Annotated in this window: 25 protein-coding genes; 9 read left to right on the top strand and 16 right to left on the bottom strand. The window is 72.2% G+C overall.

Going from position 1 to position 22703, the window contains the following annotated elements; translation table 11 throughout:
- The gene (locus ACIA77_RS04225; RefSeq protein WP_395884286.1) at positions 1-1146 is read left to right on the top strand and encodes an Mrp/NBP35 family ATP-binding protein; all 1146 of its coding nucleotides are present in this window, start codon (positions 1-3) and stop codon (positions 1144-1146) included.
- A 57-nt stretch (positions 1147-1203) separates the two neighbouring features.
- Here ACIA77_RS04225 and ACIA77_RS04220 read toward each other — a convergent pair whose 3' ends face one another.
- The 5 genes from ACIA77_RS04220 to sigE all read right to left on the bottom strand — a co-directional run bounded on the left by ACIA77_RS04220 (position 1204) and on the right by sigE (position 5479).
- Positions 1204-1695, bottom strand: coding sequence for a hypothetical protein (locus ACIA77_RS04220; RefSeq protein WP_395884285.1), 492 nt, complete (start codon positions 1693-1695; stop codon positions 1204-1206).
- A 182-nt stretch (positions 1696-1877) separates the two neighbouring features.
- Positions 1878-2300: a Sec-independent protein translocase protein TatB gene (tatB, locus tag ACIA77_RS04215; protein ID WP_395884284.1), complete on the bottom strand. Its 423-nt coding sequence runs from the start codon at positions 2298-2300 to the stop codon at positions 1878-1880.
- A 195-nt stretch (positions 2301-2495) separates the two neighbouring features.
- A complete protein-coding gene (locus ACIA77_RS04210) occupies positions 2496-4019 on the bottom strand; it encodes a S1C family serine protease (RefSeq protein WP_395884283.1) in 1524 nt (507 codons plus the stop codon).
- Positions 4020-4175: 156 nt separating this feature from the next.
- A complete protein-coding gene (locus tag ACIA77_RS04205) occupies positions 4176-4868 on the bottom strand; it encodes an anti-sigma factor family protein (protein WP_395884282.1) in 693 nt (230 codons plus the stop codon).
- Positions 4865-5479 carry an RNA polymerase sigma factor SigE gene (gene sigE / locus ACIA77_RS04200; protein WP_204091398.1) on the bottom strand — a complete coding sequence of 205 codons (615 nt, stop codon included), beginning with the start codon at positions 5477-5479 and terminating at the stop codon, positions 4865-4867. Before sigE ends, ACIA77_RS04205 begins: the two co-directional genes overlap by 4 nt.
- 191 nt (positions 5480-5670) lie before the next feature.
- Here sigE and ACIA77_RS04195 point away from each other — a divergent pair, with 191 nt between their 5' ends.
- The gene (locus ACIA77_RS04195) at positions 5671-6324 is read left to right on the top strand and encodes an O-methyltransferase (RefSeq protein WP_395884281.1); all 654 of its coding nucleotides are present in this window, start codon (positions 5671-5673) and stop codon (positions 6322-6324) included.
- Positions 6325-6339: 15 nt separating this feature from the next.
- On the opposite strand, the gene ACIA77_RS04190 is transcribed toward ACIA77_RS04195, so the two are convergent.
- Positions 6340-7527, bottom strand: a complete 1188-nt coding sequence (locus ACIA77_RS04190) for an MFS transporter (RefSeq protein ID WP_395884280.1) — start codon at positions 7525-7527, stop codon at positions 6340-6342.
- 79 nt (positions 7528-7606) lie between these two features.
- On the opposite strand from ACIA77_RS04190, the gene ACIA77_RS04185 reads away from it, so the two are divergent.
- Positions 7607-8482: a LysR family transcriptional regulator gene (locus ACIA77_RS04185; RefSeq protein WP_395884335.1), complete on the top strand. Its 876-nt coding sequence runs from the start codon at positions 7607-7609 to the stop codon at positions 8480-8482.
- A gap of 553 nt (positions 8483-9035) precedes the next feature.
- On the opposite strand, the gene ACIA77_RS04180 is transcribed toward ACIA77_RS04185, so the two are convergent.
- Both ACIA77_RS04180 and ACIA77_RS04175 read right to left on the bottom strand, forming a co-directional pair.
- The gene (locus ACIA77_RS04180; protein WP_395884279.1) at positions 9036-10460 is read right to left on the bottom strand and encodes a leucyl aminopeptidase family protein; all 1425 of its coding nucleotides are present in this window, start codon (positions 10458-10460) and stop codon (positions 9036-9038) included.
- Positions 10461-10547: 87 nt separating this feature from the next.
- The gene (locus tag ACIA77_RS04175; RefSeq protein ID WP_005155393.1) at positions 10548-10715 is read right to left on the bottom strand and encodes a DUF3117 domain-containing protein; all 168 of its coding nucleotides are present in this window, start codon (positions 10713-10715) and stop codon (positions 10548-10550) included.
- A gap of 197 nt (positions 10716-10912) precedes the next feature.
- Between ACIA77_RS04175 and ACIA77_RS04170 the strand changes: the two genes are divergently transcribed.
- Positions 10913-11707 (top strand): enoyl-CoA hydratase-related protein, encoded by a 795-nt coding sequence (locus tag ACIA77_RS04170; RefSeq protein ID WP_395884278.1) that lies wholly within the window; start codon positions 10913-10915, stop codon positions 11705-11707.
- A 25-nt stretch (positions 11708-11732) separates the two neighbouring features.
- On the opposite strand, the gene ACIA77_RS04165 is transcribed toward ACIA77_RS04170, so the two are convergent.
- Genes ACIA77_RS04165 through ACIA77_RS04145 form a run of 5 tightly spaced genes read right to left on the bottom strand, consistent with a single transcriptional unit; the run spans position 11733 to position 14102 of the window.
- A complete protein-coding gene (locus ACIA77_RS04165) occupies positions 11733-12296 on the bottom strand; it encodes a DNA-3-methyladenine glycosylase I (protein ID WP_395884277.1) in 564 nt (187 codons plus the stop codon).
- Positions 12293-12754, bottom strand: a complete 462-nt coding sequence (locus tag ACIA77_RS04160) for an SRPBCC family protein (RefSeq protein ID WP_395884276.1) — start codon at positions 12752-12754, stop codon at positions 12293-12295. Before ACIA77_RS04160 ends, ACIA77_RS04165 begins: the two co-directional genes overlap by 4 nt.
- The gene (locus ACIA77_RS04155) at positions 12747-13061 is read right to left on the bottom strand and encodes a DivIVA domain-containing protein (RefSeq protein ID WP_395884275.1); all 315 of its coding nucleotides are present in this window, start codon (positions 13059-13061) and stop codon (positions 12747-12749) included. Before ACIA77_RS04155 ends, ACIA77_RS04160 begins: the two co-directional genes overlap by 8 nt.
- Complete coding sequence (locus ACIA77_RS04150) at positions 13058-13732, bottom strand: permease prefix domain 1-containing protein (protein WP_395884274.1); 675 nt, start codon at positions 13730-13732, stop codon at positions 13058-13060. Before ACIA77_RS04150 ends, ACIA77_RS04155 begins: the two co-directional genes overlap by 4 nt.
- Before the next feature lie 46 nt (positions 13733-13778).
- Positions 13779-14102, bottom strand: coding sequence for a helix-turn-helix transcriptional regulator (locus ACIA77_RS04145; protein ID WP_395884273.1), 324 nt, complete (start codon positions 14100-14102; stop codon positions 13779-13781).
- 141 nt (positions 14103-14243) lie between these two features.
- Between ACIA77_RS04145 and ACIA77_RS04140 the strand changes: the two genes are divergently transcribed.
- The 4 genes from ACIA77_RS04140 to cydC are packed head-to-tail and all read left to right on the top strand — an operon-like array spanning position 14244 to position 19532.
- Complete coding sequence (locus ACIA77_RS04140) at positions 14244-15416, top strand: cytochrome ubiquinol oxidase subunit I (RefSeq protein ID WP_395884272.1); 1173 nt, start codon at positions 14244-14246, stop codon at positions 15414-15416.
- Between the two features lie 2 nt (positions 15417-15418).
- Entirely contained in the window at positions 15419-16414 is a 996-nt protein-coding gene (locus tag ACIA77_RS04135) for a cytochrome d ubiquinol oxidase subunit II (RefSeq protein WP_395884271.1), read from the top strand.
- A gap of 11 nt (positions 16415-16425) precedes the next feature.
- The gene (cydD, locus tag ACIA77_RS04130) at positions 16426-17979 is read left to right on the top strand and encodes a thiol reductant ABC exporter subunit CydD (protein WP_395884270.1); all 1554 of its coding nucleotides are present in this window, start codon (positions 16426-16428) and stop codon (positions 17977-17979) included.
- Positions 17976-19532, top strand: coding sequence for a thiol reductant ABC exporter subunit CydC (gene cydC / locus ACIA77_RS04125; protein WP_395884269.1), 1557 nt, complete (start codon positions 17976-17978; stop codon positions 19530-19532). Before cydD ends, cydC begins: the two co-directional genes overlap by 4 nt.
- On the opposite strand, the gene ACIA77_RS04120 is transcribed toward cydC, so the two are convergent.
- Complete coding sequence (locus tag ACIA77_RS04120) at positions 19465-20373, bottom strand: glucosyl-3-phosphoglycerate synthase (protein ID WP_395884268.1); 909 nt, start codon at positions 20371-20373, stop codon at positions 19465-19467. The genes cydC and ACIA77_RS04120 overlap by 68 nt on opposite strands.
- A gap of 54 nt (positions 20374-20427) precedes the next feature.
- Between ACIA77_RS04120 and ACIA77_RS04115 the strand changes: the two genes are divergently transcribed.
- Positions 20428-21102 (top strand): lysophospholipid acyltransferase family protein, encoded by a 675-nt coding sequence (locus ACIA77_RS04115; protein ID WP_395884267.1) that lies wholly within the window; start codon positions 20428-20430, stop codon positions 21100-21102.
- On the opposite strand, the gene ACIA77_RS04110 is transcribed toward ACIA77_RS04115, so the two are convergent.
- Positions 21103-21669 carry a TIGR00730 family Rossman fold protein gene (locus ACIA77_RS04110; RefSeq protein ID WP_395884266.1) on the bottom strand — a complete coding sequence of 189 codons (567 nt, stop codon included), beginning with the start codon at positions 21667-21669 and terminating at the stop codon, positions 21103-21105. It lies immediately after the preceding gene.
- Positions 21669-22454 (bottom strand): TIGR00730 family Rossman fold protein, encoded by a 786-nt coding sequence (locus tag ACIA77_RS04105; protein ID WP_395884265.1) that lies wholly within the window; start codon positions 22452-22454, stop codon positions 21669-21671. The genes ACIA77_RS04110 and ACIA77_RS04105 overlap by 1 nt, the downstream gene beginning before the upstream one ends.
- Positions 22455-22703 lie beyond the last annotated feature (249 nt).

Raw genomic sequence — 22703 nt, 5'->3', positions numbered from 1 at the left:
GTGACGAGTACACAGCAGCTCCCCAGCGTCGAGGACGTCCGCACAGCGCTGAAGGACGTGTACGACCCTGAGATCAAAAAGCCGATCACCGACCTCGGCATGGTGAAGGACGTCGCGGTCGGTGAAGACGCGGTGGTCACCGTCGGCATCTACCTCACGGTCGCGGGCTGTCCGCTGAAGGCGACGCTGACCGAGGACACCACCAAGGCCGTGAAGAAGCTCCCCGGCGTCGCCGACGTGCGCGTCGAGCTCGACGTGATGAGCGACGAGCAGCGCACCGAGCTGCGCAAGTCGCTGCGCGGCGATTCGGCCGAGCCGGTGATCCCGTTCGCGCAGCCCGGGTCCATGACGCGCGTGTACTGCGTGGCGTCGGGCAAGGGCGGGGTCGGCAAGTCGTCGGTGACGGTGAACCTGGCCGTCGCGATGGCCGAACGCGGCCTGTCGGTGGGGGTCGTCGACGCGGACATCTACGGCCACTCGATCCCGCGCATGCTGGGCGCGCGCGAGAAGCCGACCAAGGTCGAGACGATGATCATGCCGCCGCAGTCCCACGGCGTGAAGGTCATCTCGATCGGCATGTTCACGCCGGGCAACGCCCCCGTCGTCTGGCGCGGCCCGATGCTGCACCGCGCGCTGCAGCAGTTCCTCGCCGACGTGTTCTGGGGCGACCTGGACATCCTGCTGCTGGACCTGCCGCCGGGCACCGGCGACATCGCGATCTCGGTGGCGCAGCTGGTCCCGAACGCGGAGATCCTGGTGGTCACCACGCCGCAGCAGGCCGCCGCCGAGGTGGCCGAGCGCGCGGGCGCCATCGCGATGCAGACGCGCCAGCGCGTGGCCGGTGTCATCGAGAACATGTCGTGGCTCGAGACGCCTTCGGGCGAGCGCATGGAGATCTTCGGCTCCGGCGGCGGCCAGACCGTGGCGGATTCGCTGTCGAAGTCCGTGGGCTCCACCGTTCCCCTGCTGGGCCAGGTGCCGCTCGACCCGCGGCTGCGGGAACAGGGCGACGAAGGCACCCCGCTCGTCCTGGCCGAGCCGGACGCCCCGGCGTCGAAGGTGCTCAAGGAAGCGGCGCAGAAGCTCACGGTCCGCGCCCGCGGCCTGGCGGGCATGATGCTGAACGTCAGCCCCGCCGGGCGCTGACCCCGGACACGAGTCGGGCCGGGCGGGAACTCCCGCCCGGCCCGTTTTTCGCGGTTCTTACGCGGCGTGCACCGTCACCAGGAGCGTGCCGGCGGTGCCCAGCGTGACCTTGGTGTCGCCGGCCTTCGCCACCGTCCAGACGACGTCCTGCGGGGCGCCGGGGCCGACGTCGGAGGACGCGTCGGCATTGTTCTGGACGTCGATGGTCTCCTGCTGGTCCGACGTGACGCGGACCTTGACGCGGTCGCCGACCTGGACGTCGACGACACCGGCGGGCGGGGTGACCTTGCCGGCGCTGTAGTCGACCGTCACGAGGACGTCCACGTCGGCCTCACCGGTCTGGGCGCCGCGCTTGACGTTGGCCTGGTCACCGGCCGGCGGGGCGCTCGAGGACGGCAGCACCGACGGGCCGCCGGTCGTCACGGGCGCGGGCACCGAGGTGAACGTGGCCGGGGGCGCGGTGCTCGGCTCGTCGTCGGCGGTGCAGCCGGCGGCGAACAGCGCCGCCGCGGCGATCGTTCCGGCCAGCGCAGCCGCACGGCGTGACATGGGGAACCTCCAGGGTCGATATGGGCGGTTTGCCCGAGGTTACCCAGCAAGATCACTCGTGCACACCGCGGGCCCGCCACAGCCAACTCGCCCGGCCACCGCCGTGCAACTCGGCGCGCGCCGCACGGGCCACCCGCCGGTTCAGGTCACACCCGGACGGGCAACAAGCGGACGGAACCGGCTCAGGTGGCGTCCGGATCCACCGGCGGGCGTTCACCCGGCTTCAGCGGATCGGCCTGGGGCGTCACGGTTTGCGGCTTGACGCCGTTGGATCCGTTGGAGCCGTTCGTCCCGTTCGAACCGTTCGACGAGAACCCGTTGAGCCCCAACGGATCCGAATCGCCGTCGAACAGGTGCTGGGTCACCACGCGCTTCGGGTCGAAGTTGCGCAGTCCGCGAAGGTCCTCGAGCGGCTTGCGGAGCTGGTCGAACTCCGGGCCCATCTCCTCGCGCAGCTGGTCCCGGGCACCGTTGGCGAACTCCCGGACCTTGCGCACGCTCTTGGCGAGCCACGACGCCGCTTCCGGGAGCCGTTCCGGCCCCAGGATGAAGAGACCGGCGACGATGAGCACGAGGATCTCGCCCCAGCCGATACTGTCGAACACCCGTGGACCTCCGCTCGTGCTTCCCCGCTCAGAATACCCGGGCCGCCCCGCGTTCCGGCAGGCCCGAACGCCGAAGCGGGGCTACTGCGGCATTCGTTCCCGATCCGGCCACAGTCACGGTGGAAAGCGTTAGCACAACGCTAGCCTCCAGTTGGTGTCCGCCTTCTGCCGGCCGCATCGGGAAGGCACCCGACGTCAGTCGGAGCCGAGGGTCACGTCGACCACGAGCAACGCGCCGTCGCGGGCGACCTGCACGGGCACGACCTCACCGACGTTGTGGTTGCGCACGGCCACGGTCAGCTCCGCGGAATCGCGCACGAGCCGGTCGCCGACCTTCGTGATCACGTCGCCCTCCTTGATCCCGGCCGCCGCGGCGGGACCTCCCGGCTCGACGTTCTTCACCTGCGCGCCCATCGTGGTCGAGCCGGCGACGGTGGTGGAGGCGTTGATGCCGATGTCGGCGTGGGCCACCTTGCCGTCCTTGATCAGCGCCTTCGCGATCTTCATCGCGTAGTCGCTCGGGATGGCGAAGCCGATGCCGATGCTGCCCCCGTCTGCGCTCGACGAGCGGATCGACGAGTTGATGCCCACCAGCGCCCCCGTGGAGTCGACGAGCGCGCCACCGGAGTTGCCGTGGTTGATCGCGGCGTCGGTCTGGATGGCCTCGTACGTCACGGGCGGCTGGCCGCTGTCGCCGCCGGCGGTGATGGGCCGGTTGAGCGCGCTGACGATGCCCGAGGTCACGGAGTTCTGCAGCGCCAGCGGCGAACCGACGGCGATCACGGCGTCGCCGACCTCCAGGTCCGACGACTTGCCGATCTGCATCACCACGGGGTTGGTCACGTTGACCTTCACCACGGCGAGGTCGGTCTTCTGGTCGGAGCCGACGATCTTGGCCTCGGTTCGCGTGCCGTCGTTGAAGATCGCGGTGACCTTCACGGTCGGGTCGGCGACGGCGGTCGCGACCACGTGCTCGTTGGTGAGGATGTAGCCCTGCGGGTCGATCACCACGCCGGAGCCCTGCTCACCGGAGTCGGCGCCCGGCTTGAACACCTCCAGCGAAACGACCGTCGGTGACACGCGTCGCGCGATGTCCGCGATCGAGCCCGGCGGGCGTTCCTTCGCCGCTTCGGCTTCGGAGATCGTGGCGCTGCCGGTGAGCGCCGAACCGGTGTCGGCGATCCACCAGCCCACCAGCCCGCCGACCGCGCCCACGAGCAGCGCGACGACACCCAGCAACGCCAGGGCCCGCGGCTTCACGCGACGGCCGAACAGGACCTCCGGCAGGCTCAGCAGCGCGCCGGAGGGCCGGTGCCCCGGCTTCTCCTCGTCCTCGGCGGCCACGGCCGGGCCGGCCAGCACCGCGCCGGCGGTGGGGTCGCGCCACGGGTCGCGCGGGTCCGTCCACAGGGGATCCTCGGGCGCGGGCGGCTCACCGGTCGCTTCGCGCGGACGCTCCAGCACGACGTCCTCGGCGCCCGGCGGACGGCGGAACGCCTCCGCGAGCGATTCGGGCGTCGGCGGTGCGAGTTCGAGGTTGCGGCTGCCGTTGGGCGCCGGGGTGTAGAGCTTGTCGAACGCCCCCTCGACGCCTCGCGGCCGGCCGAACACCGCTTCCTGCGCCGGATCCACCGCCGGGCGGTCGAGCGGCCGGGGACCCAGCCGGTCGTCGCCCGCGGCGGGGGGCTGTGCGGAGTTCGCGTTCGGCTGCTCGGTCATCATTCCCCGGGGCTGAGATCAGGTGGCTGGGCGTGACGATACCCAAGCCTCGACGTCCCAGTGTGCCCAGACGACGGTGAAATGGCTGTTGCCCACCGCGTTCGGGGGGCAACCGAACCGCACCACGGCCTCCCTCTCGCGCCGTGGTGCGGTGGCTCAGCGGGCCGGCGTCGGCGCCAGGCTCTCGTCGACCACCGGCGTGGCGGTCGGCGTCGTCGGCTCGGTCGGCGGCGTGGACACGGTCGGCTCCGATCGCGGCACGGCCATCTGCGCGGGCAGCAGGTTGGCGTTGGGCGGCGGGACGTTGCCGGGGTCGCCGGTGCCTTCGCCGCTGTCGGCGGACGTGCCGACCAGGGCCAGCGCGCTCAGCACCAGCCCGGACACGACCACGCCGGCGCCCTGGGCCGCGCGCTTACGGGTGAGGGTGAAGCGGCCGCCGCCGAGCACGTTTGGCGAGTGCCCGAGCGGCGTTGTCGATCCCAACGGTGGCGGACCTCCGAGCACTCCCGCCTCGCGCAGGCCGGCCACGCGGTCCGGGCGCTGGATGGCGACGAGCTGGCCGTCGGCCGTCATCGCCAGGTTGTCCGGGGCGCCGGGCAGGTCGGTGTGGTCCGGGATCGAGCGCAGGCTCGCCAGGAAACCGTCGGACATCGACGGCGCGCCCGCGTGGCGGACGGCCTCGACGGCCTGCCGCTGGGCGGACACCTCGGCGGCGCACATCCCGCAGCGCGCCAGGTGCGCGGTCGCGCGGTCGTGCGCGCCCGGGGAAAGCTCGCCGTCGACGAGTGCGACCACTACGTCCGGCAACAGGTGCGACTCGGGGAGGCCCCAACCTCGCGCAGCGGTCATACCGACACCTTCGCAGTCTCGTCTCGCAGCGCCCGGCGGCGCTCCAGCGAAGCCCGCAAGGCCTGGCGGCCGCGGTGGATGCGGCTGCGGACGGTGCCGAGCTTGACACCGAGCGTCGCGCCGATCTCCTCGTAGGACAAGCCTTCGACGTCGCACAGGACCACGGCGGCCCGGAACTCGGGCGGCAGCTCGTCGAGCGCCGCCTGCAGGTCGGGGTCGAGGTGGGTGTCGCTGTAGACCTGCTCGGGGCTCGGGTCGTCACCGACGATGCGGTCGGTGTCCTCCGGCAGCCCCTCCATGCGCACGCGCGAGCGGCGGCGCGCCATGTCGAGGAACAGGTTCGTGGTGATGCGGTGCAACCAGCCCTCGAAGGTGCCCGGCTTGTACGACGCGAGCGAGCGGAAGACGCGGATGAACGTCTCCTGCGTGAGGTCCTCGGCGTCGTGGGTGTTGCCGGTCAGGCGGTAGGCCAGCCGGTAGACGCGGTCGGCGTGCTCGCGCACGACCTCGTCCCAGGACGGCGGCGTCCAGGCCGCTTCGCCCGAGTCCACGGTCACCGGCTCCGGTTCGGTCGTGTCGGCGTTCTGCATCAGGGGAGCAGGCACCTCCATCAGCGTGTCTCCTCTTCTGCCTCGGCCAACGCTGCTCGGGAGCACGGTGTTCCCGTGCGGTCGAGATTGAGTCTGTCCGGTCTCCTTATGGTTCTAGTGAGACGCGTCTGAGAACAGGCTGAGAAGTTATTTCGGCGGGCTTACCAGGGAGCCTTCGCGGTTTTGTCGACAAGCAACGCTAACCTTCGCGCGTGAGTTCCGGGACGCATGCGGCCTCGGCGGCCGAGCCGGTCGGCGCCGAGTACGTCGACGGGTACCTTCCCGACGACGACGTGCTGGCCGCGGCGCGGGCCCGCGCGGCCGACTTGGGGTGCCACCCGCTGGCCGCGGGAGCGGGCGCGACCTTGCGTTTCCTCGCCGCGACGCTCGGGGCGAAGGCCGTGGTGGAGGTCGGTACCGGGGTCGGGGTGAGCGGGCTGCACCTGCTGCGCGGGATGGCCCCCGGCGGAGTGCTGACGTCGATCGACCTCGAGCCGGAGTACCAACGGGCCGCGCGCAAGACGTTCCTCGACGCCGGCATCCCACCCGGCCGCACCCGGCTCATCGTCGGCCGCGCGCTCGACGTGCTCCCGCGGCTCACCCCCGGCGGCTACGACCTGGTGTTCGTGGACGCGGCCCGCATCGAGTTCCCCAGTTACTACGAGAAGGGCGTCTCGCTGCTGCGCCGCGGCGGGATCATCGCCTTCCACAACGTGCTGGCCGGCGGCCGGGTCGCCGACCCCTCGCGCCGTGATCCGGAAACGCTGGCCCTACGGGAGGTCGCGCGGGCCATGCGGGAGGACGAACGCCTGGTGCCGGCTCTGCTGCCGGTCGGCGGCGGGCTGCTGGTCGCGGCGGTCGGCTGAGGGCGTTGCCCCTGGTCAGGAGTGCGCCAGCTCGCGCGGGCGCACCCGGACGGCGGTGCCGACCCCGACGGCGACCGCGGCGAGCGCGAGCCACACCGCCACGGCGACGATGAGCCAGGCCCAGCCGGCCGTGCCGTAGATGACCGCACCGACGGCACCGCCGATGCTGCTGCCGAGGTAGTAGAGCAGTGTGTAGAGACCGCCGGTCTGGCCGCGCGCGTGCTCTGGCGCCTCGGCGGCCGCCCAGCTGTTCGCGATCGCGTGGGCGGCGAAGAACGAGCAGGTCAGAACCACGAAACCGAGCGCGAACAGGAGCACGGAGTCCGGGATCGTCAGCACTCCCCCGACGGCCATGGTCAGCAGCGCGCCGAGGATCGCGCGGCGGCGGCCGATGCGGGCGGACAGGCGGCTGGCCAGCGCCGAGGAGACGGAGCCCAGCGCGTAGGCGAGGAACACCAGCGACGCGAGGGCCTCGGACAGGTGCAGCTCCCCCGTCAGCCGGAAGCCCGCGGCGTTGTAGAGCGCGACGAACGAGCCCATGGCCAGCAGCGCGACCGCGTACTGGGCGAGCAGCACGGGCTTGCGCACGGCGTGGAGCACGCCCACGCAGACGTCGCGCACGTGCTGGCGCGGTTCGTCCGGCGCCCGGTGGCTCGGCGGCAGGGTGACGACCGTGACGATCGCGCAGACCAGCGAGAGCCCGGCGACCACGTACAGGGCGCCCCGCCAGCCGAAGGGAGCGGCGGTGAAGCCCGTCGCGAGCCGGCCGGTCATGCCGCCGATGGAATTGCCGGCGATCATCGCCCCCACCGCCGCCGCGACGCCGACCTTGCCGAGCCGCTCGACCAGGTAGGCCGTGGCGACGCCGGGGAAGCCCGCGATCGCGACGCCCTGGACCGCGCGCAGCACCAGCATCAGGGAGTACGAGGGCATCAGCGGCAGCAGCAGCCCCAGCACCGCCGACACGATCACCGACGTCAGGATCACCGCCCGGCGCCCGACCACCTCGGACAGCGCCGCGATCGGGAGCACGGAGATCGCCAGCGCACCCGTCGCCACGCTGACCGCCAGCGACGCGCCGCCCGGGTCCAGGTGGTACTGCTGCGCGAGCTGCGGCAGCACGGCCTGCGGCGCGTAGAGCAGCGCGAACGAGGTGAAGCCGGCCGCCGTGACGGCGACCTTCACACGAGCGGTGGTGGTCACGTACTCCGAAGCTAAGGAACGCTAACCAATACGTCCAATACGGTAATGCGGGATAATCCATACCGTGCCGTATGAGACTCTGACTTCCCAGCTCGCGCCCCACCTGCAGCTCCTCGCCACCCTGAGGAGCACGAGGAACGTCACACGCACAGCCGAGCTGCTCGGGGTGCCGCAGCCCACAATCAGCCGACGGCTGTCCGCGCTGAGCGAGTCGCTCGGGGCGCCGCTGACGGTGCCGGACGGCCGGGGCATCCGGCTCACGCGGGCGGCCGAGTTGCTGGCGGAGGCCGCCGAACGGGCACTGGTGGCGGTGGACGCCGGGGCGCGGCTCGCGCGCGAAGAGATCGAACCGGACAGCGGGCGGGTCGTGCTGGGGTTCCTGCACCTGCTGGGGCGGTCGCTGGTGCCGTCACTGCTGCGCGACTACCGGGCGGTGGCGCCGAGGGCGCGGTTCACGCTGGTGCAGGGGTCGCGGCAGGAGATGGTGGACCGGCTGGCGGAGGGCGAGCTGGATCTGGTGTTGCTGGCGCCGGTGCCGGACGAACCCGGGTTCGAGACGGCGGTGCTGGCGACGCAGCCGATCCTGCTGTCGGTGCCGGCTGGACATCGGCTGGCGGGCAGGGAAGGGGTGCGGATGGAGGAGCTCGCCGGGGAGGAGTTCGTGTTGCTGGAACCGGGGTACGGGTTGCGGCGGATCACGGACGAGTTGTGTGCGGCGGCGGGGTTCGAGCCGAGGATTGCGTTTGAGGGGCAGGAATCGGACACGGTGCGGGGGTTGGTGGCGGCGGGGTTGGGGGTGGCGTTGTTGCCGCATTTCGAGCCGGGGGCGCCGGCGGGGGTGGCGGAGGTGCCGATCGTGCCGGGGGTGGGGAGGACGATCGGGTTGGCTTGGCGGAGGGGGGAGCCGGTGTCGAGGAGTGTTGGGGAGTTTCGGGGGTTTGTGGTGGGGAGTTAGGGGTGGGGAGTTAGGGGTGGTCTTGGTGTGGGGTGTGGGCCCTCGCGGGGGCGGGTGCGGTCTCGTTGTGGGTTGATGCGGTCCTGCGCGGGGGCGTGTTGCGTGGCGTTGTGGTGGGGATGCGGTCCTGCGCGGGGGCGTGTTGCGGTGCGTAGGCACCCCGAAGCTCGAGTGTGACTACGGCCGCTGACCCCGTGTCAAGGCGGGAAAGCGTGCCTTGACACGGGGTCGGCGGCCGTGTGGAAGCTTCGGATCGAGGTGCCGGGCAGGGGCTGGATGCATCCTTCGTTGCCTAGTTCGGCGGCGGTGTCGTATGCGTGGTGCGTCGCCTGTCGGGGGTGCGCGGCAGGGGCTGGGCGCATCCTCAGTGGGTCTGTTTGGCGGCGGTTGCGTATGCGTGGCGCGTCGCCGATCGAGGTGCACGGCAGGGCTGCGTGCATCCTTCGTTGCCTAGTTCGGCGGCGGTGTCGTATGCGTGGTGCGTCGCCTTGGGTGGGTGGTCGGCCTGGGAGCCGGGGGTGCCTGGCTGTGTCGGATTGGGCTTGGGGCGCGGTCAGTGGGTGAAGGAGGCGGCTAGTTCCACGAGGGTGCGGGCGGCGAAGCCGGAGGCGCCGGGGACGATGTCGTCGTAGGTTTTGTCGGCGCGGGCGGGGCCGGCGATGTCCAGGTGGGCCCAGGGGAGGCCGGCCGTGAATTCGCGGAGGAAGAGCGCGGCCATGATGCCGCCGGGGCCGCCGGGGGCTTGGCGGACGTCGCCGAGTTCGCCTTCGATGCCGGTGGCGTAGTCGTCGACGAGGGGCATGCGCCACCAGGATTCGCCGACGCGCGCGCCGGCTTCGACGACTCGGGTGGCGAGGGCGTCGTCGGTGGCGAAGAGGCCGCCGGTGCGCAGGCCGAGGGAGACCTTCATGGCGCCGGTGAGGGTGGCGGCGTCGACGACGAAGTCCGGCTTGTGCTTTTCGATGCCGTACGCCAGCGCGTCGGCCATGACCATGCGGCCCTCGGCGTCGGTGTTGCCGACCTCGGTGGTGCGGCCGCCGTAGTGGCGGACGATGTCGCCGGGGCGGTACGAACCACCCGAGACGTGGTTCTCGGCCGCGGGCACCAGCGCGCTGACGCGCACCGGCAGCTTCAACGCGGCGATCGCGCGCACCGCCGACAGCACGGCCGCGCCGCCCGCCATGTCGGTGCGCATGAGGTGCATGCCGTCGGCCGGCTTGATCGAGAGGCCGCCCGTGTCGAACGTGATCCCCTTGCCCACGAACAGCACGTGGGTCTTCGCGCCGCGCGGGCGGTACTCGAGTTCGATCAGCCGCGGCGGCGACGCCGAGCCGCCGCCCACGGCGAGCACGCCGCCGAAGCCGTTGTCGGCGAGCCACTTCTCGTCCCGTACGGTCACGGTCACCGCGGCCGAACCGACGACCTTCGCCGCGGTGTTGGCGAGCCACGCCGGGTTCTTGACGTTCGACGGCGTGTTGGCCAGATCGCGCGTCAGCGCCGCGGCCGCGGCCAGCTCCCGCACCCGCGCGACCTCGTCCGCGTACGCCGCCGCCGCACCGCCGCGCCCGGTCACCAGCCGCACGGTCTGCAGCGCCGGCTTCGGGTCCTCTGTGGTCACCAGGAACCGGTAGCCGCCCAGGAACAGGCCCATGGCCAGCTCGCCGACCTGCGCCACGGTGACGTCCGCGGGCAGCTCGACCTGCACGGCCTTCGCCGGCTCGTCCACAGAGGTCACTGCGCGCGCCACGGCCGCACCCGCCCGCCGGTACTCGCGCGGTTCCCCGTCGCCGATCCCGGCGACCCAGCCGCCGGCCGGCACCGGCTGCACGTCGCCGGCCTTGCCGGACGGCTTCACGCCGCCCAGCTCCAGCTCGGCCGACTTCAGCGCGAGCACCACGTGCGGCGCCGCGCGGCGGAACGAATCGGCGACCTCGATCTCGGGCAGTTTCGTCGGAACAGGCGGTAGCGAGTTACGCACAGTGAGCAACCTTTGGGCGCAGATGAACCGCAACCCCGGCCTCCAGCAGGAGACCGGGGTGCGAATTGGACAGTGGGGGAGCCGGGATCAGCCGGTGACCTCCTGCAGGGCCGCGCCGAGGTCCTTCGCTTCTTCCGCGGAGAGCTCGACGACGAGCCGGCCGCCACCTTCCAGTGGCACCCGCATCACGAGGCCCCGTCCCTCCTTGGTCACTTCGAGGGGACCATCTCCGGTCCGGGGCTTCATGGCCGCCATAGCGTGCTCCCTCCGTCTCAACCGGCGCGCCCGGGTCGCGCACTCCCATGCCAGCCGGGTCTTGACCCCCATTGTCCCTCATCAGCGGCCGGGCGCGAACGCGGACCGATCATTTGCCGCCACATCGGTGCTGGTATGCGCCACGCGGGGCTGAAAGACTCGGCGGAACAGTCGTGATTACGCCAAGAGGAGCACCAGTGACCACATCCGACGTCCTCCTGACCGCCGACGCCGACGGCGTGCGCACCCTGACCCTGAACCGGCCGGAGGCGTACAACTCGCTGACCGTCGAGCTGAAGGAACGGCTGCTCGCCGAGCTGCGGGCCGCGGCCGACGACGCGGACGTGCGCGCGGTCGTGCTCACCGGCGCGGGCAAGGCGTTCTGCGCCGGTCAGGACCTCAAGGAACACGTGGGCCTGCTCCAGGCCCACGACCCGGCGCCGCTGCACACGGTGAGCGACCACTACAACCCGATCGTCAAGGCCATCGTCGACATGCCGAAGCCGGTCATCGCCGCCGTCAACGGCACGGCCGCCGGCGCGGGCGCCGCCTTCGCCTACGCCAGCGACCTGAGGATCGCCGCCGAGTCGTCGTCGTTCCTGATGGCCTTCGCCAACGTCGGGCTCGGCCCCGACTCGGGCGCGTCGTGGACGCTGCAGCGGCTCATCGGCCTCGGCCGCGCCGCCGAGCTGATGCTGCTGGCCCGCACCGTCGACTCCGCCGAGGCGCAGCGCATCGGCCTGGTCGGCGAAGTCGTGCCCGACGAGGAGCTGGCCGCGCGCGCCCAGTCCGTGGCCGCGAAGCTCGCCGCGGGCCCGACCGTGGCGTACTCGAAGATCAAGCACGTGCTGTCCGTCGCCGCGCAGTCCTCTCTGGACGACGCGCTCGGCGCCGAGGACGAGGCCCAGACCGCGCTCGGCGCGACCGCCGACCACACGGAGGCCGTGGAGGCGTTCGTCGCGAAGCGCAAGCCGAACTTCCAGGGGAAGTAGCCGCGCCGGGCTGCTTCCGGCGGGTTCAGTTCGCCCGGAAGCAGCCCGCGACGTGATCGTCGACCATGCCGGTCGCCTGCATGAGCGCGTAGCAGGTCGTGGGGCCGAGGAAGGCGAAGCCGCGCTTCTTGAGCGCCTTCGCCATGGCCTTGGACTCGTCGGTCGCCGCCGGCACGTCGGCCATCGTCTTCGGCCGCACGTGCTTCTCGGGCGCGAACGACCACAGCAGTTCGTCCAGCGGCAACTCGAGCTGCGCGATCGCGCGCGCGTTGCCGATGGCCGCGAGGATCTTGGCGCGGTTGCGCACGATGCCGGCGTCGGCCATAAGCCGTTCGACGTCGGCGTCGCCGAAGCGCGCGACCTTGGCCGGCTGGAACTTCCGGAACGCCTTCCGGAAGTTCTCGCGCTTTCGCAGGATCGTGATCCACGACAGTCCCGACTGGAACGACTCGAGGCACAGCCGCTCGTACAGCGCCGCCTCGCCGTGCAGCGGCGTGCCCCACTCCTCGTCGTGGTAGGCCGTGTAGTCCGCCGTCGAGTTGCCCCACGAACAGCGCGAAACGCCGTCTTCCCCCAGCAGCCCCGTCATCGGCCGCCCACCGTGTAGTCCTGGACGAACTTCGCGAACCGCTTCATCGAATACCGCAGCCCGAGCGAGAACGCCGGGCGCACGACCGGCCAGCCGACGCGCCCGAGGAGGCCGAACGGCAGGTCGAGGTGCTCGGCCCAGACGAACGTGGAGCGCGTCGGCCCGTTGGCGACGACCTGGAACGCCGCGGTGCCGCGCACGAGGCTGCCGATGTGGCGCATCGTCACGCGCAACGGCGGCTCCCAGGCGGTGACCTCCATGGTGTCGGTGAAGAGCCCGACGCCGGCGATCCCCGTGGTCGCCGCGATCTTCGAGCCGACGCTGCGGCCGTTGCCCTCGAGCACCTCCACAGTGGTGCCGAGGATCCACTCGTGCTGGCGCGGCCAGTCGGTGAGCGCGAGCCACGTCGTCCCTGCCGGGGCGTCGACCTCCACCGACAGCACCAGGTCGCTACTCACCCGCGGGCCTCGGTTCCCGCTGGGCCGCCTCCAGCTCCGCGACTCGGCCGCGCAGCTCGTCGAGCTCCACCCCGAGCCGGCGCATCACCCAGTCCACTTCGGACATCTTGTAGCCGCGCAGCACGAGCTGGTAACGCACCTGCCGCACGTCTTCACCCGTGATGTCCTCGGCGGGCAGGCGGGTGGGCGAGCTGCCCGGCGGCAGCGGGGCCAGCTCCTCGCCCCGGCCGAACACCACGGCGGCGAGCAGGAACACCACGGCGGCCACCAGCAGCATGACTACGAGGTAGATCAGCGCGGTCGTCACGCCACGATCGTGGCACACCGCGCCATCGAACGTCGCGCGAGCACGACCAGACGCACCGACAGCAGTACGTACGCCACCATCAGCAACACGCACGGAACGGACAGGAACAACCGCGAAACGTCGACGAAGCCCGTCGCCACCACGAGCGTGAGCACGGACGCGAGGTTGATGCCGACGGCGCCGGCGATGAAGAACCCGCACGTGCGCGCCAGGCGGATCCCGTCGACGCGGCGGCTCAGCCAGCGCGCGCACACCAGCGCGACGAGCCCCACCGCGGGCACCACGAACACCGCGCCGTGCGAGAAGTGCGTGGCGAGGCGGTACCACTCGGGCGTCGGGGTCGACAGGCGCGTCCAGTCGCCGAAGGTGAGGATCCGGGCGAAGTCCCACGAAAGCTGCATCGCGGGCACGCCCAGCACGAGCTTCCACAGCGTGCGCACGCCGCTGTGCATGGACAGCTCCGCCTGGTAGTCGCCGGCGATCACGTCGGCCCCGCCGAAGTCGGCCACCGCGCGGCGCTCGGCTTCGAGGCCGGGCATCCCGCCTTCGCGGTACGCGTCGGCCGCGTCGTGCAGGCCGTCGCGCGCCTCCGCCAGCAGGTCGTCCTTCGTCGACCGGCAGCCCACGAGGCGCCGGTCGAGGTCCGCGAGGTACCCCTCGATCCCGGTCATGCCCGCTCCTCCCCCACCCGCGGTCCGGCGAACCGCGGGAACGCTCTCACGCGCCCGCCTGGAGGACGCCGCCGATCACCGTCGTGAACTCCCGCCACTCGGCTCGCTCGGCGGCGAGCGCCTGCTGCCCGGGGCGGGTGAGCCGGTAGGTGCGGCGTTTGCGCCCGGCCACCACGTCCCACTCGCTGGCCAGGTAGCCGGCCCGCTCGAGTCTGCGCAGCGCCGGGTACACGGTCCCGGTCGGCAGGTCGAGTGCACCGCCGCTCCGCAGCGCGAGCGCCTCGATGATCGCGTAGCCGTGCAGCTTCCGGCCGTCGAGCACAGCCAGCAGCAGCGCGTCGAGGTGCCCGCGCAAGGTGTCCGCCTTCATAGGTGGGCAGTCTACTCATACCAACGCCGGAAGCGTAATCCCCGGTTCGGCGAGCGGGACACCGGGGATGACCCTGAGATGACCCGGATCTCATAGATTTCTCTGCTACATGTAGCCGCACTACGTATAGACTCCGCCGCCATGGACCCACTACCGATCGCGAGACTCCAGTTCGCGACGACGACGACGTTCCACTTCCTGTTCGTGCTGCTCACCCTGGGTTTGGTGACCGTTGTGGCGATCACCCAGACCCGGGCTGCCATCAGCGGCACTCCGCAGCTGCTCCGGATGACCCGGTTCTGGGGCCGCCTCTACGTGATCAATTACGCGCTCGGCATCACCACCGGAATCGTCATGGAATTCCAGTTCGGGCTGACGTGGACCGGGCTTTCCGCATTCGCCGGTGATGTTTTCGGAGCGCCACTCGCGATCGAGACGCTGGTGGCGTTCTTCCTCGAGTCCACATTCCTGGGATTGTGGATCTTCGGCTGGGGCCGGCTGAACAAGTGGGTGCACCTGGCCACGATCTGGCTCGTCACGCTAACCGCGTACGCGTCGGCGCTGTTCATCATGGTCGCCAACTCGTTCCTGCAGAACCCGGTCGGCAGCCACCTCGAGAACGGCGTGCTGCGGCTCGACGACTTCGGCGCCCTGCTCACGAACCCGGCGCTCGTCGCGTCGCTGCCGCACGTGCTGGCCGCCGCATTGGCCACCGGCGGGTTCTTCGTGGTCGGCGTGAGCGCCTACCACTTCATCAAGCGCACGCCGGAGGTCGACTTCTTCCGCCGCTCGATGCGAATCGGCGTGGTGACGGCACTGGCCGGCAGCGTCCTGGTGATCCAGCAGGGTTTCGCGCAGTTCGGCGAACTGGCGAAGTACCAGCCGGACAAGCTCGACGGCAACAGCACCGGGGTCGCCACGCCACTGGGCGTGATGGTGACCATCGGGTTCGTCATGCTCCTGTGCACGGTGGTCGGCACCGTGCTGCTCTACCGCAACTGGCTGATGCGCGCCCGCCCGCTGCTCTACCTGATGGTGCCCGCGATCGCGCTGCCGTTCGGCGCGGCGATCGGCGGCTGGCTCGTGCGGGAGATCGGGCGCCAGCCCTGGCTGGTCTGGGGGCAGCTGCGCACGGCCGACGCGATCTCCGGGGTGAGCGCGGGCCAGATCCTGTTCTCGTTCGTCGCGTTCGGCGTGCTCTTCGCCGCCCTCGCCGTGGCCGACTGGGTGCTGCTGTCGCGGATCGCGCGGCGCGGCCCCGAGCCCGAAGAGGCGCCGGCCGAGCCCGAACTTCCCGTGCTGAGCGGAGTCTGATCATGGTGACGATCTGGTGGTGCGTGCTCGGCCTGCTGCTCGGCGGGTACTTCGCGCTCGCGGGCTACGACTACGGCGTCGGCTTCCTGCTGCCCGGCCTCGCCCGCGACGAACCGCAGCAGCGCCGCGCGCTGGGGGCGCTCGGGCCGTTCTTCCTCGCCAACGAGGTGTGGCTGATCGCCGCGGTCGGGGTGCTGTTCGGCGCGTTCCCGCACCTGGAGGGACGGGTGTTCGCCGGCGCGTACGTGCTGGTGGTGACACTGCTGCTCGGGCTCGTCGCGTTCACGGCGTCGGTGCAGCTGCGCAGCCGCCGCCCCGAAGCGCGCCGAGGGCCGTGGACGTTCGGCATCACGGCGGGCGCGCTCGTGACGACGGTGTCGTGGGGCCTGTTCCTCGGCAACCTCGTGCTCGGCCTGCCCGTGGATTCGCGCGGCAACCCGGTCGACGACGTGCTCGCGCTCTTCGACCCGTACGCCGTGCTGTGGGGGCTCGGGTTCGTGGCGCTGTTCGGGCTGCAGGCGGCGGTGTTCCTCGCCGTGCGCGGGCCGGCGGACCTCGCCGGGCGCGCGGCGCGGTTCGCCAAGTCGTTCACGGCCCCGGCCGGCACGTTCCTGGTGGTGGCCACGGCGTGGGGCGCGCTGGCCGTGTCGGGGGCGTCGTGGCTCGCGATCGTGGTGACGGCCGTGGCGTTCGCCGCGTTCGGTGTTGTCCTGTTCGGACTGCGGACGCGCCGGTTCCGCGTCGCGCTGCCCGCCGCCATGCTGCTGTCGGCCACACCGGCGCTGCTCGTGGGCGTGCTGCGGTTCCCGACGGTCCTGGTGTCCACTTCGGACCCGTCGTACGCGCTGACCGTCTCCGCTGCCGTCACGGCGCCGGAAACGGCCGCGCTGCTGGGCTGGTTCGCGGTACCCGTGCTCGTGGTGCTGGTCGTCGTGCAGTGGCTGACCTGGCGCGCGAACCGCGGTCCCGTCGACCGGCAGTCGCTGCTGCACTTCTAGGGGGAACGGAAATGCCGTCCTTGCCCGGCTTGCGCCGGTACCTGGCCGTGCTCGGGGTGCTCGGCGCGCTGACCGCCGGCGCGGTCCTCGTGCAGGCCGAAGGCCTCGCCACCCTGCTGACCGGTGGTGGCGTCGGTGTCGCGCTGCTCGTCGCCGTGGCCGCGCGGGTGCTGCTCGCGCTCGCGCAGGGGGTCGTCACGGGCCGCTTCGCGGCGGGCGCGCAGGCTGGGCTGCGGCGCCGGCTGCTCGGCTCGTCCGCCGACGCCGGCGCGGTCACCACGCAGGTGACCAAGGGGGTGGACGCGACCACCGGCTACCTCACCGGGTACCTGCCCGCGCTGGTGCTGTCGGTGCTCGTGCCGGTGGCCGTGGTGGCGCGGCTGTTCACGACGGACCTGACGTCGGCGTTGATCGTGGTCGCGACGCTGCCGCTGATCCCGGTGTTCGCGGCGCTGGTCGGCGCGCGGGCGAAGGCGCGCACCGAACGGCAGTGGGCGCTGCTCACCCGGCTGGGCGGGCACTTCCTCGACACCGTGCGCGGTCTGCCGACGCTCAAGCTGCTCGGCCGGGCCCGCGCCCAGGCGGACACCGTGCGGGCCATGGCCGGCGCCCACGCGGACGCGACGCTCGGCACGCTGCGCGTGGCGTTCCTGTCCTCGCTGGTGCTGGAACTGGTGGCGACGATGTCGATCGCGCTCATCGCCGTGCCGATCGGGTTCCGGCTGCTCGAGGGCTCGCTCGACGCGCACACCGCGATGCTCGTGCTGGTGCTCGCGCCCGAGGCGTACCTGCCGCTGCGCGCGGCCGGCGCGAAGTTCCACGCGGCGGCCGAGGGGCTCACGGCGTTGCGGGAAGCGCTGGCCACGCCGGCGCCGGCCCAGCGAGGCGGCGTGCTCACGCGGCCGGCCGGGCCGCCGGAGCTCGTGGTCGAGGGGGTGTCGGTGCGCTACGGCGACGTGGTGGCACTGTCCGAAGTGGACCTCGTTGTCGGGCGCGGTGAGCACGTGGCGCTCACCGGGCCGAGCGGATCGGGCAAGTCGACGCTGCTGGCGGTGCTGCTCGGTTTCGTCACGCCGACGTCGGGCCGGGTGCTCGTGGACGGCGTCGACCTGCGCTCGCTCGACCACGCGGCCTGGCTGCGCGACACGGCGTGGCTGCCGCAGCGGCCGACGCTGTTCAGCGGCACCGTCGCCGACAACATCGCGCTGGGCTCGACGTGTGACGTCCCGGCCGCGGCGCGCGCGGCCGCGCTCGACGACGTGATCGCCGGGTTGCCCGAGGGTTGCGCGACCCGCATCGGCGAGCTGGGCGCGGGATTGTCCGCGGGGCAACGGCAACGCATCGGCTTGGCGCGCGCGTTGGCCCGGACCGGCGCGGGACTCGTGCTGCTCGACGAACCGACGGCGCAGCTGGACCTCAGGACGGAACAGGCGGTGCTCGACGGCACGCGCCAGTTGCTGCCCGGGCGGACGGCGGTGTTCGTCGCCCACCACCCGGCGCTGGCCGACCTGGCCACGCGCACGATCCCCGTGGCGGGCGGGCGCGTGCCGGAGGCGGTCCGATGAACGGCGCGCGGCTGATCCGGGCGGCGCTGCTTGCCGCCGCGGCGGAACTGGCCGGGCTGGCGCTCACCGGCACCGCGGCCTGGCTGCTCATGCGAGCGGCCGAACAGCCACCACTCGCCGCGCTGACGGTCGCGATCGTGGCGGTGCGCGTGTTCGCCTTGGCACGCGGGGGGTTGCGCTACGCCGAACGCCTGGCCGGGCACGAGGTCGTGCTGCGTTACCTCGGGGCGCTGCGGGCGCGGGTGTACGAAGCGCTCGTGCCGCGGCGGGTGGCGGAGCACTCCGGGGCCGACCTCGTGACGCGACTGGTGTCCGATGTGGACGCCGTCCAGGACGCCGTGCTGCGGCTGGCGTTGCCGGCGGTCGTCGCGGGGATCGTCGGGGCGGCGGTGACGGTCGTGGTGGGCCTGGTGAGCCTTCCGGCCGCCGCGGTGGTGGTGGCCGGGCTGATGGTCGCGGGCGTGGTGCTGCCCCGGCTCGCCGTGCGGATCACCGCGAAGAGCCAGGCGCTGACGTCCCCGGCGCGGCAGGAGCTGGCCGAGCGCACCGTGGAGCTGGTGACGGGCCGGCGGGAGCTCGTGGCGTACGGCGCGGAAGCCGAGGCGACGGCGGCCGCCGGCTCGGTGGCCGACGGGATCGCCGCCCGGGCGCGCGGAATTTCGGCGTGGCTCGCGGTGCTGACCGCTGCCGGTGCGCTCGTGCAGCTCGCGTCGACGGCCGCGGTGGCGCTGCTGGCGGGCGCGAGCGTCCCCGTCACGGCGGCGCTGACGCTGGTCGTGCTGGCGGTGTTCGAGATCGTCCTACCCCTCACCGCCGCCGCCCAGCGCGTGCCGGAGCTGCGGGCCTCGCTCAGCCGCGTGCGGGAACTGCTGGCGACCACGCCCGCCGAGCCGCCGGAGCACACCGGCCCGGGGCACCTGCGGCTGAGCGGGGTCGGCGTGCGGCACCCCGGCCGGGCCGCGGCGCTCGACGGCGTCGACCTCGACCTCCCGCCGGGCACGCGGCTCGGCGTGCTGGGCCCGTCGGGCGCGGGGAAGACGACGCTGCTGCACGTCCTGCTCGGGTTCACGGCGCCTACGGCGGGCCGGGCCACGCTCGACGGCCGGCGGATCGAGGGCCCGAACCCGCGGGTCGTGTCAGGCGCGCTCGCCGACGCGCACGTGTTCACCACGACCGTCCGCGAGAACCTGCGGCTGGCCGCGCCGGACGCTTCGGACGACGATCTGCTCGCCGCGTGCGCCGTCGCCGACCTCGACGTGCCGCTCGATCGCGCCGCCGGCACGCTGTCGGGCGGCCAGCGCCAGCGGCTGGTGCTCGCACGGGCCGTGCTCGCCGCGCCACCGGTGCTCGTGCTGGACGAACCCGTCGAAGGCCTCGACGAAGCTCACGGCGACGAGGTCCTCGCGCGCGTGCTCGCGGCCGCGAAGGGGACCGTCGTGCTCGTGACGCACCGGCCCGAGCACCTCGCCGGTTTCGACCGCGTGCTCAGCCTCGAGGACGGGCGGCCCGCACCTCACGCATCGGCGGCCGGTCCAGCACTGCGACCTCGGTGACGTCGGGCAGCCACTCCCCCGACACCTGCACGAACTGCGTGAACCGGGCCGCTTCGTCACTCGGCCCGCCGCAGCGGGCGAGCGCCGTGCCGAGGATCTGGCGCGCCATCACACCCAGCTGCAGCAGCGAGCGGTTGCGGTGCTTGCGGACGCCGAGGTTGACCTGGGCGAGCCCGTCGAGGCCGTAGCGCTCCTCGGCGTCCAGCAGCAGGCCGATCTCCACGCCGTAACCGCCGGCGAAGGGCACGGACTCGAAGAACTCGCGCGTGCCCGCGTACTCGCCGCCGAGGGGCTGCACGAGCTCGCCCAGCGCCGGGCGCAGCGCGGAGAGCACCGGCCGGGCGAGGAGTTCGGTGACGCGGCCGCCACCCGTGCTCTCGAGCCGCAGCGGACGGCGGTAAAAACCCTTGACCAGGTGCACGCCGGCTTCCGTGAGCAGCGGGCCGAGCAGCGCCGGCACGAACGCCGGGCCGGGATCCACGAGATCGGAGTCGAGGAACACCACGACGTCGCCGCTGGTCGCCGCAAGTGAACGCCACAGCACCTCGCCCTTGCCGGGCCGCGGCGGCAGATCGGGCAGCACGTCCTCGCGGTGCACGACGCGCGCGCCCGCCTCCTCGGCGACCCGAGCCGTCGCATCGGTGGAGCCGGAGTCGACGACCACGAGCTCGTCGACGACCGACCCCAGCAGCGGGCGCACGGACCCGACGACGGCACCGACCGTCTGCTCCTCGTCCAGCGCCGGAAGCACCACGGAAACCGTGCGGTCACGCTTCGCCGCGAGGATGTCCGCGGGCGTCCACGCGGGTTCCTGCCAGGTGCGACGTTCGAACCAGCTCATCGGCCGATCGTGCCATGCTGGAGCCGGCGACCTGTCCACCGGAGGGAGACCCCGTTGCTGCCCCTGCTCGTCCGTTTCGCGCTCGGCCCGTTGGTCCGCTCGCTCTACCGTCCGGAGGTCGAGGGTGTGGAGAACGTGCCGGCCCACGGTCCGGTCCTGCTCGCGGCCAACCACCGGGCAGCGCTGGACACCGGCGTGATCACGTTCACGACGCCACGCCAGGTGCGGTTCCTCGGCAAGGCGGAGTACTTCACGGGCAAGGGCCTGAAGGGCCGGTTCATCGCCAACTCACTCGACGCGCTCGGCTACATCCCCGTCGAGCGGGGCAACGCGTCCGCCGGCCTGGCCGCGCTGGAGGCCGGGCGCCGCGTCCTCGAGGCGGGCGGCACGTTCGCCATCTACCCCGAGGGCACGCGCTCCCTGGACGGGCGCCTGTACCGCGGCCACACGGGCGTCGCGGCGCTGGCGCTGTCCACCGGCGCCAAAGTCGTCCCCGTCGCCCTCTCCGGCACCGAAGCCATCCAGCCGGGCGGCGCGAAGATCCCGCGCGTGTGCCCGATCCGCGTCAAGTTCGGCGAACCGCTCGACTTCTCCCGCTACGAAGGCCAGGACTCGTCCTCGGCCATCCGCCGTTCCGTGACGGACGAGATCATGTACGCGATCCTGGAGCTCTCAGGGCAGGAGTACGTGGACAGCTACCACAAGCGGCCGAGCGAAGGCGCCGCCTGATCACGACCACTTGGGCTGCGCGGGCGGCTCGTACTCCGTGAACCGGTCCAGCAGCGCCGAAACGTCGGCGTCCACCAGGAGCAGGTCGCGGTAGCCGGCACCCAGGAAGCCCTGCGTGACCATGTGGTCGGCGAAGTCCACGAGGCCCCGGTAGTAACCGGCGACGTCGACGAGGCCGATGGGCTTGCCGTGCAGGCCGAGCTGGGCCCAGGTCCAGACCTCGAACAGCTCCTCCAACGTGCCCGCCCCGCCCGGCAGGGCCAGGAAGCCGTCCGACAGCGCGGCCATCTTGGCCTTGCGCTGGTGCATGTCGGGGACGACGTGCAGTTCCGAGAGGCCCGCGTGGGCGATCTCGACGCTGGACAGCGCCTCCGGGATCACGCCGATCACCTCACCGCCCGCGGCGAGGGCGGCGTCGGCGACCGCGCCCATCGTGCCGACGCTCGCGCCGCCGTACACGAGGCCGATGCCGCGCTGCGCGAGGAGCTTGCCGAGTGCGGTGGCGGCCTCGGCGTACACCGGGGACAGGCCCATGGACGAGCCGCAGAAGACGCAGACGCGGCGCATCAGTGGGTGTCCTCCCAAGCCTGGTAGGAGTCCTCGACCACGCGCACCGCGTCGTCGATGTCGTCGGTGAGGTGCAGCAGCTCCAGGTCCTTTTCACCGATCTTGCCGCCTTCGAGCACGGCCTTCGAGATCCAGTCGTAGAGCCCGCCCCAGTACTCGGTGCCGAACAGCACCACCGGGAACTTCGTCACCTTCTTGGTCTGCACCAGCACGAGCGCCTCGAACAGCTCGTCGAGCGTCCCGAAGCCGCCGGGCAGGCAGATGAACGCCTGCGAGTACTTGATGAACATCGTCTTGCGCGCGAAGAAGTACCGGAAGTTCACGCCCAGGTCGACCCACGGGTTCATGCCCTGCTCGAACGGCAGCTCGATCCCGAGCCCGATCGAGAACCCGCCGGCCTCCGCGGCCCCGCGGTTCACGGCCTCCATCGCGCCCGGGCCGCCGCCGGTGATCACGGCGAAGCCGGCGTCCGCGAGCGCGCCGCCGATGTCGCGGCCGAGCTGGTACTCGGGCTCGTCGCGCTTCGTGCGCGCCGAGCCGAACACGGTCACCGCGCGCGGCACCTCCGCGAGCGCGCCGAAGCCCTCCACGAACTCGGCCTGGATGCGCAGCACCCGCCACGGATCGGTGTGCACCCAGTCGCTCGGCCCGCGCGAGTCCAGCAGCCGCTGGTCGGTGGTGCTGCCCTGGTCACGCCGGTCGCGCCGCAGCACCACCGGGCCCTTGTGGCGCTCCACCGGGCGCTCGGGGTACTGGCCGTCCGGAAACTCAGACTGTTCGCTCACCAGGCAAGCGTACGGGCCTGCGCGACCGGCATTTCCCCAGCGTCCCGGCGCCGGTGACGCCCGGGTGACCCGGCCGTGAACGGTCCCTTGTGGACCCCGGGACCGTGGCGATCACCGTGAGTCAAGGGCTGGTCACTCACCGGTCAGCACGCCGAAGGGTGCGGTGCGCGACGCCGCCCGCGCGACCGCCGTCGCGCAGGGTCAACTAACCACAGTGGACAGTGTAGCTCGGCCAGCCTCGACTATTTG

Origin of the sequence: Amycolatopsis sp. NPDC051903, assembly GCF_044452505.1 — a bacterium.
In the GTDB taxonomy this organism is placed as follows: domain Bacteria; phylum Actinomycetota; class Actinomycetes; order Mycobacteriales; family Pseudonocardiaceae; genus Amycolatopsis.
The sequence above is the reverse complement of the archived record's forward strand: the minus strand, read 5'-3'. Positions and strand labels throughout refer to the sequence as shown.

What these genes read in the sequence shown, in the direction of transcription:
- ACIA77_RS04150 (WP_395884274.1), bottom strand. Translation starts at nt 13,732, where the DNA reads ATGACCGGGATCGAGGGGTACCTCGCGGACCTCGACCGGCGCCTCGTG.
- ACIA77_RS04210 (WP_395884283.1), bottom strand. Translation starts at nt 4,019, where the DNA reads ATGACCGAGCAGCCGAACGCGAACTCCGCACAGCCCCCCGCCGCGGGC.
- ACIA77_RS04220 (WP_395884285.1), bottom strand. Translation starts at nt 1,695, where the DNA reads ATGTCACGCCGTGCGGCTGCGCTGGCCGGAACGATCGCCGCGGCGGCG.
- ACIA77_RS04140 (WP_395884272.1), top strand. Translation starts at nt 14,244, where the DNA reads ATGGACCCACTACCGATCGCGAGACTCCAGTTCGCGACGACGACGACG.
- cydC (WP_395884269.1), top strand. Translation starts at nt 17,976, where the DNA reads ATGAACGGCGCGCGGCTGATCCGGGCGGCGCTGCTTGCCGCCGCGGCG.
- ACIA77_RS04175 (WP_005155393.1), bottom strand. Translation starts at nt 10,715, where the DNA reads ATGGCGGCCATGAAGCCCCGGACCGGAGATGGTCCCCTCGAAGTGACC.
- ACIA77_RS04135 (WP_395884271.1), top strand. Translation starts at nt 15,419, where the DNA reads ATGGTGACGATCTGGTGGTGCGTGCTCGGCCTGCTGCTCGGCGGGTAC.
- ACIA77_RS04165 (WP_395884277.1), bottom strand. Translation starts at nt 12,296, where the DNA reads ATGACGGGGCTGCTGGGGGAAGACGGCGTTTCGCGCTGTTCGTGGGGC.
- sigE (WP_204091398.1), bottom strand. Translation starts at nt 5,479, where the DNA reads ATGGAGGTGCCTGCTCCCCTGATGCAGAACGCCGACACGACCGAACCG.
- ACIA77_RS04120 (WP_395884268.1), bottom strand. Translation starts at nt 20,373, where the DNA reads ATGAGCTGGTTCGAACGTCGCACCTGGCAGGAACCCGCGTGGACGCCC.
- ACIA77_RS04205 (WP_395884282.1), bottom strand. Translation starts at nt 4,868, where the DNA reads ATGACCGCTGCGCGAGGTTGGGGCCTCCCCGAGTCGCACCTGTTGCCG.
- ACIA77_RS04145 (WP_395884273.1), bottom strand. Translation starts at nt 14,102, where the DNA reads ATGAAGGCGGACACCTTGCGCGGGCACCTCGACGCGCTGCTGCTGGCT.
- cydD (WP_395884270.1), top strand. Translation starts at nt 16,426, where the DNA reads ATGCCGTCCTTGCCCGGCTTGCGCCGGTACCTGGCCGTGCTCGGGGTG.
- ACIA77_RS04110 (WP_395884266.1), bottom strand. Translation starts at nt 21,669, where the DNA reads ATGCGCCGCGTCTGCGTCTTCTGCGGCTCGTCCATGGGCCTGTCCCCG.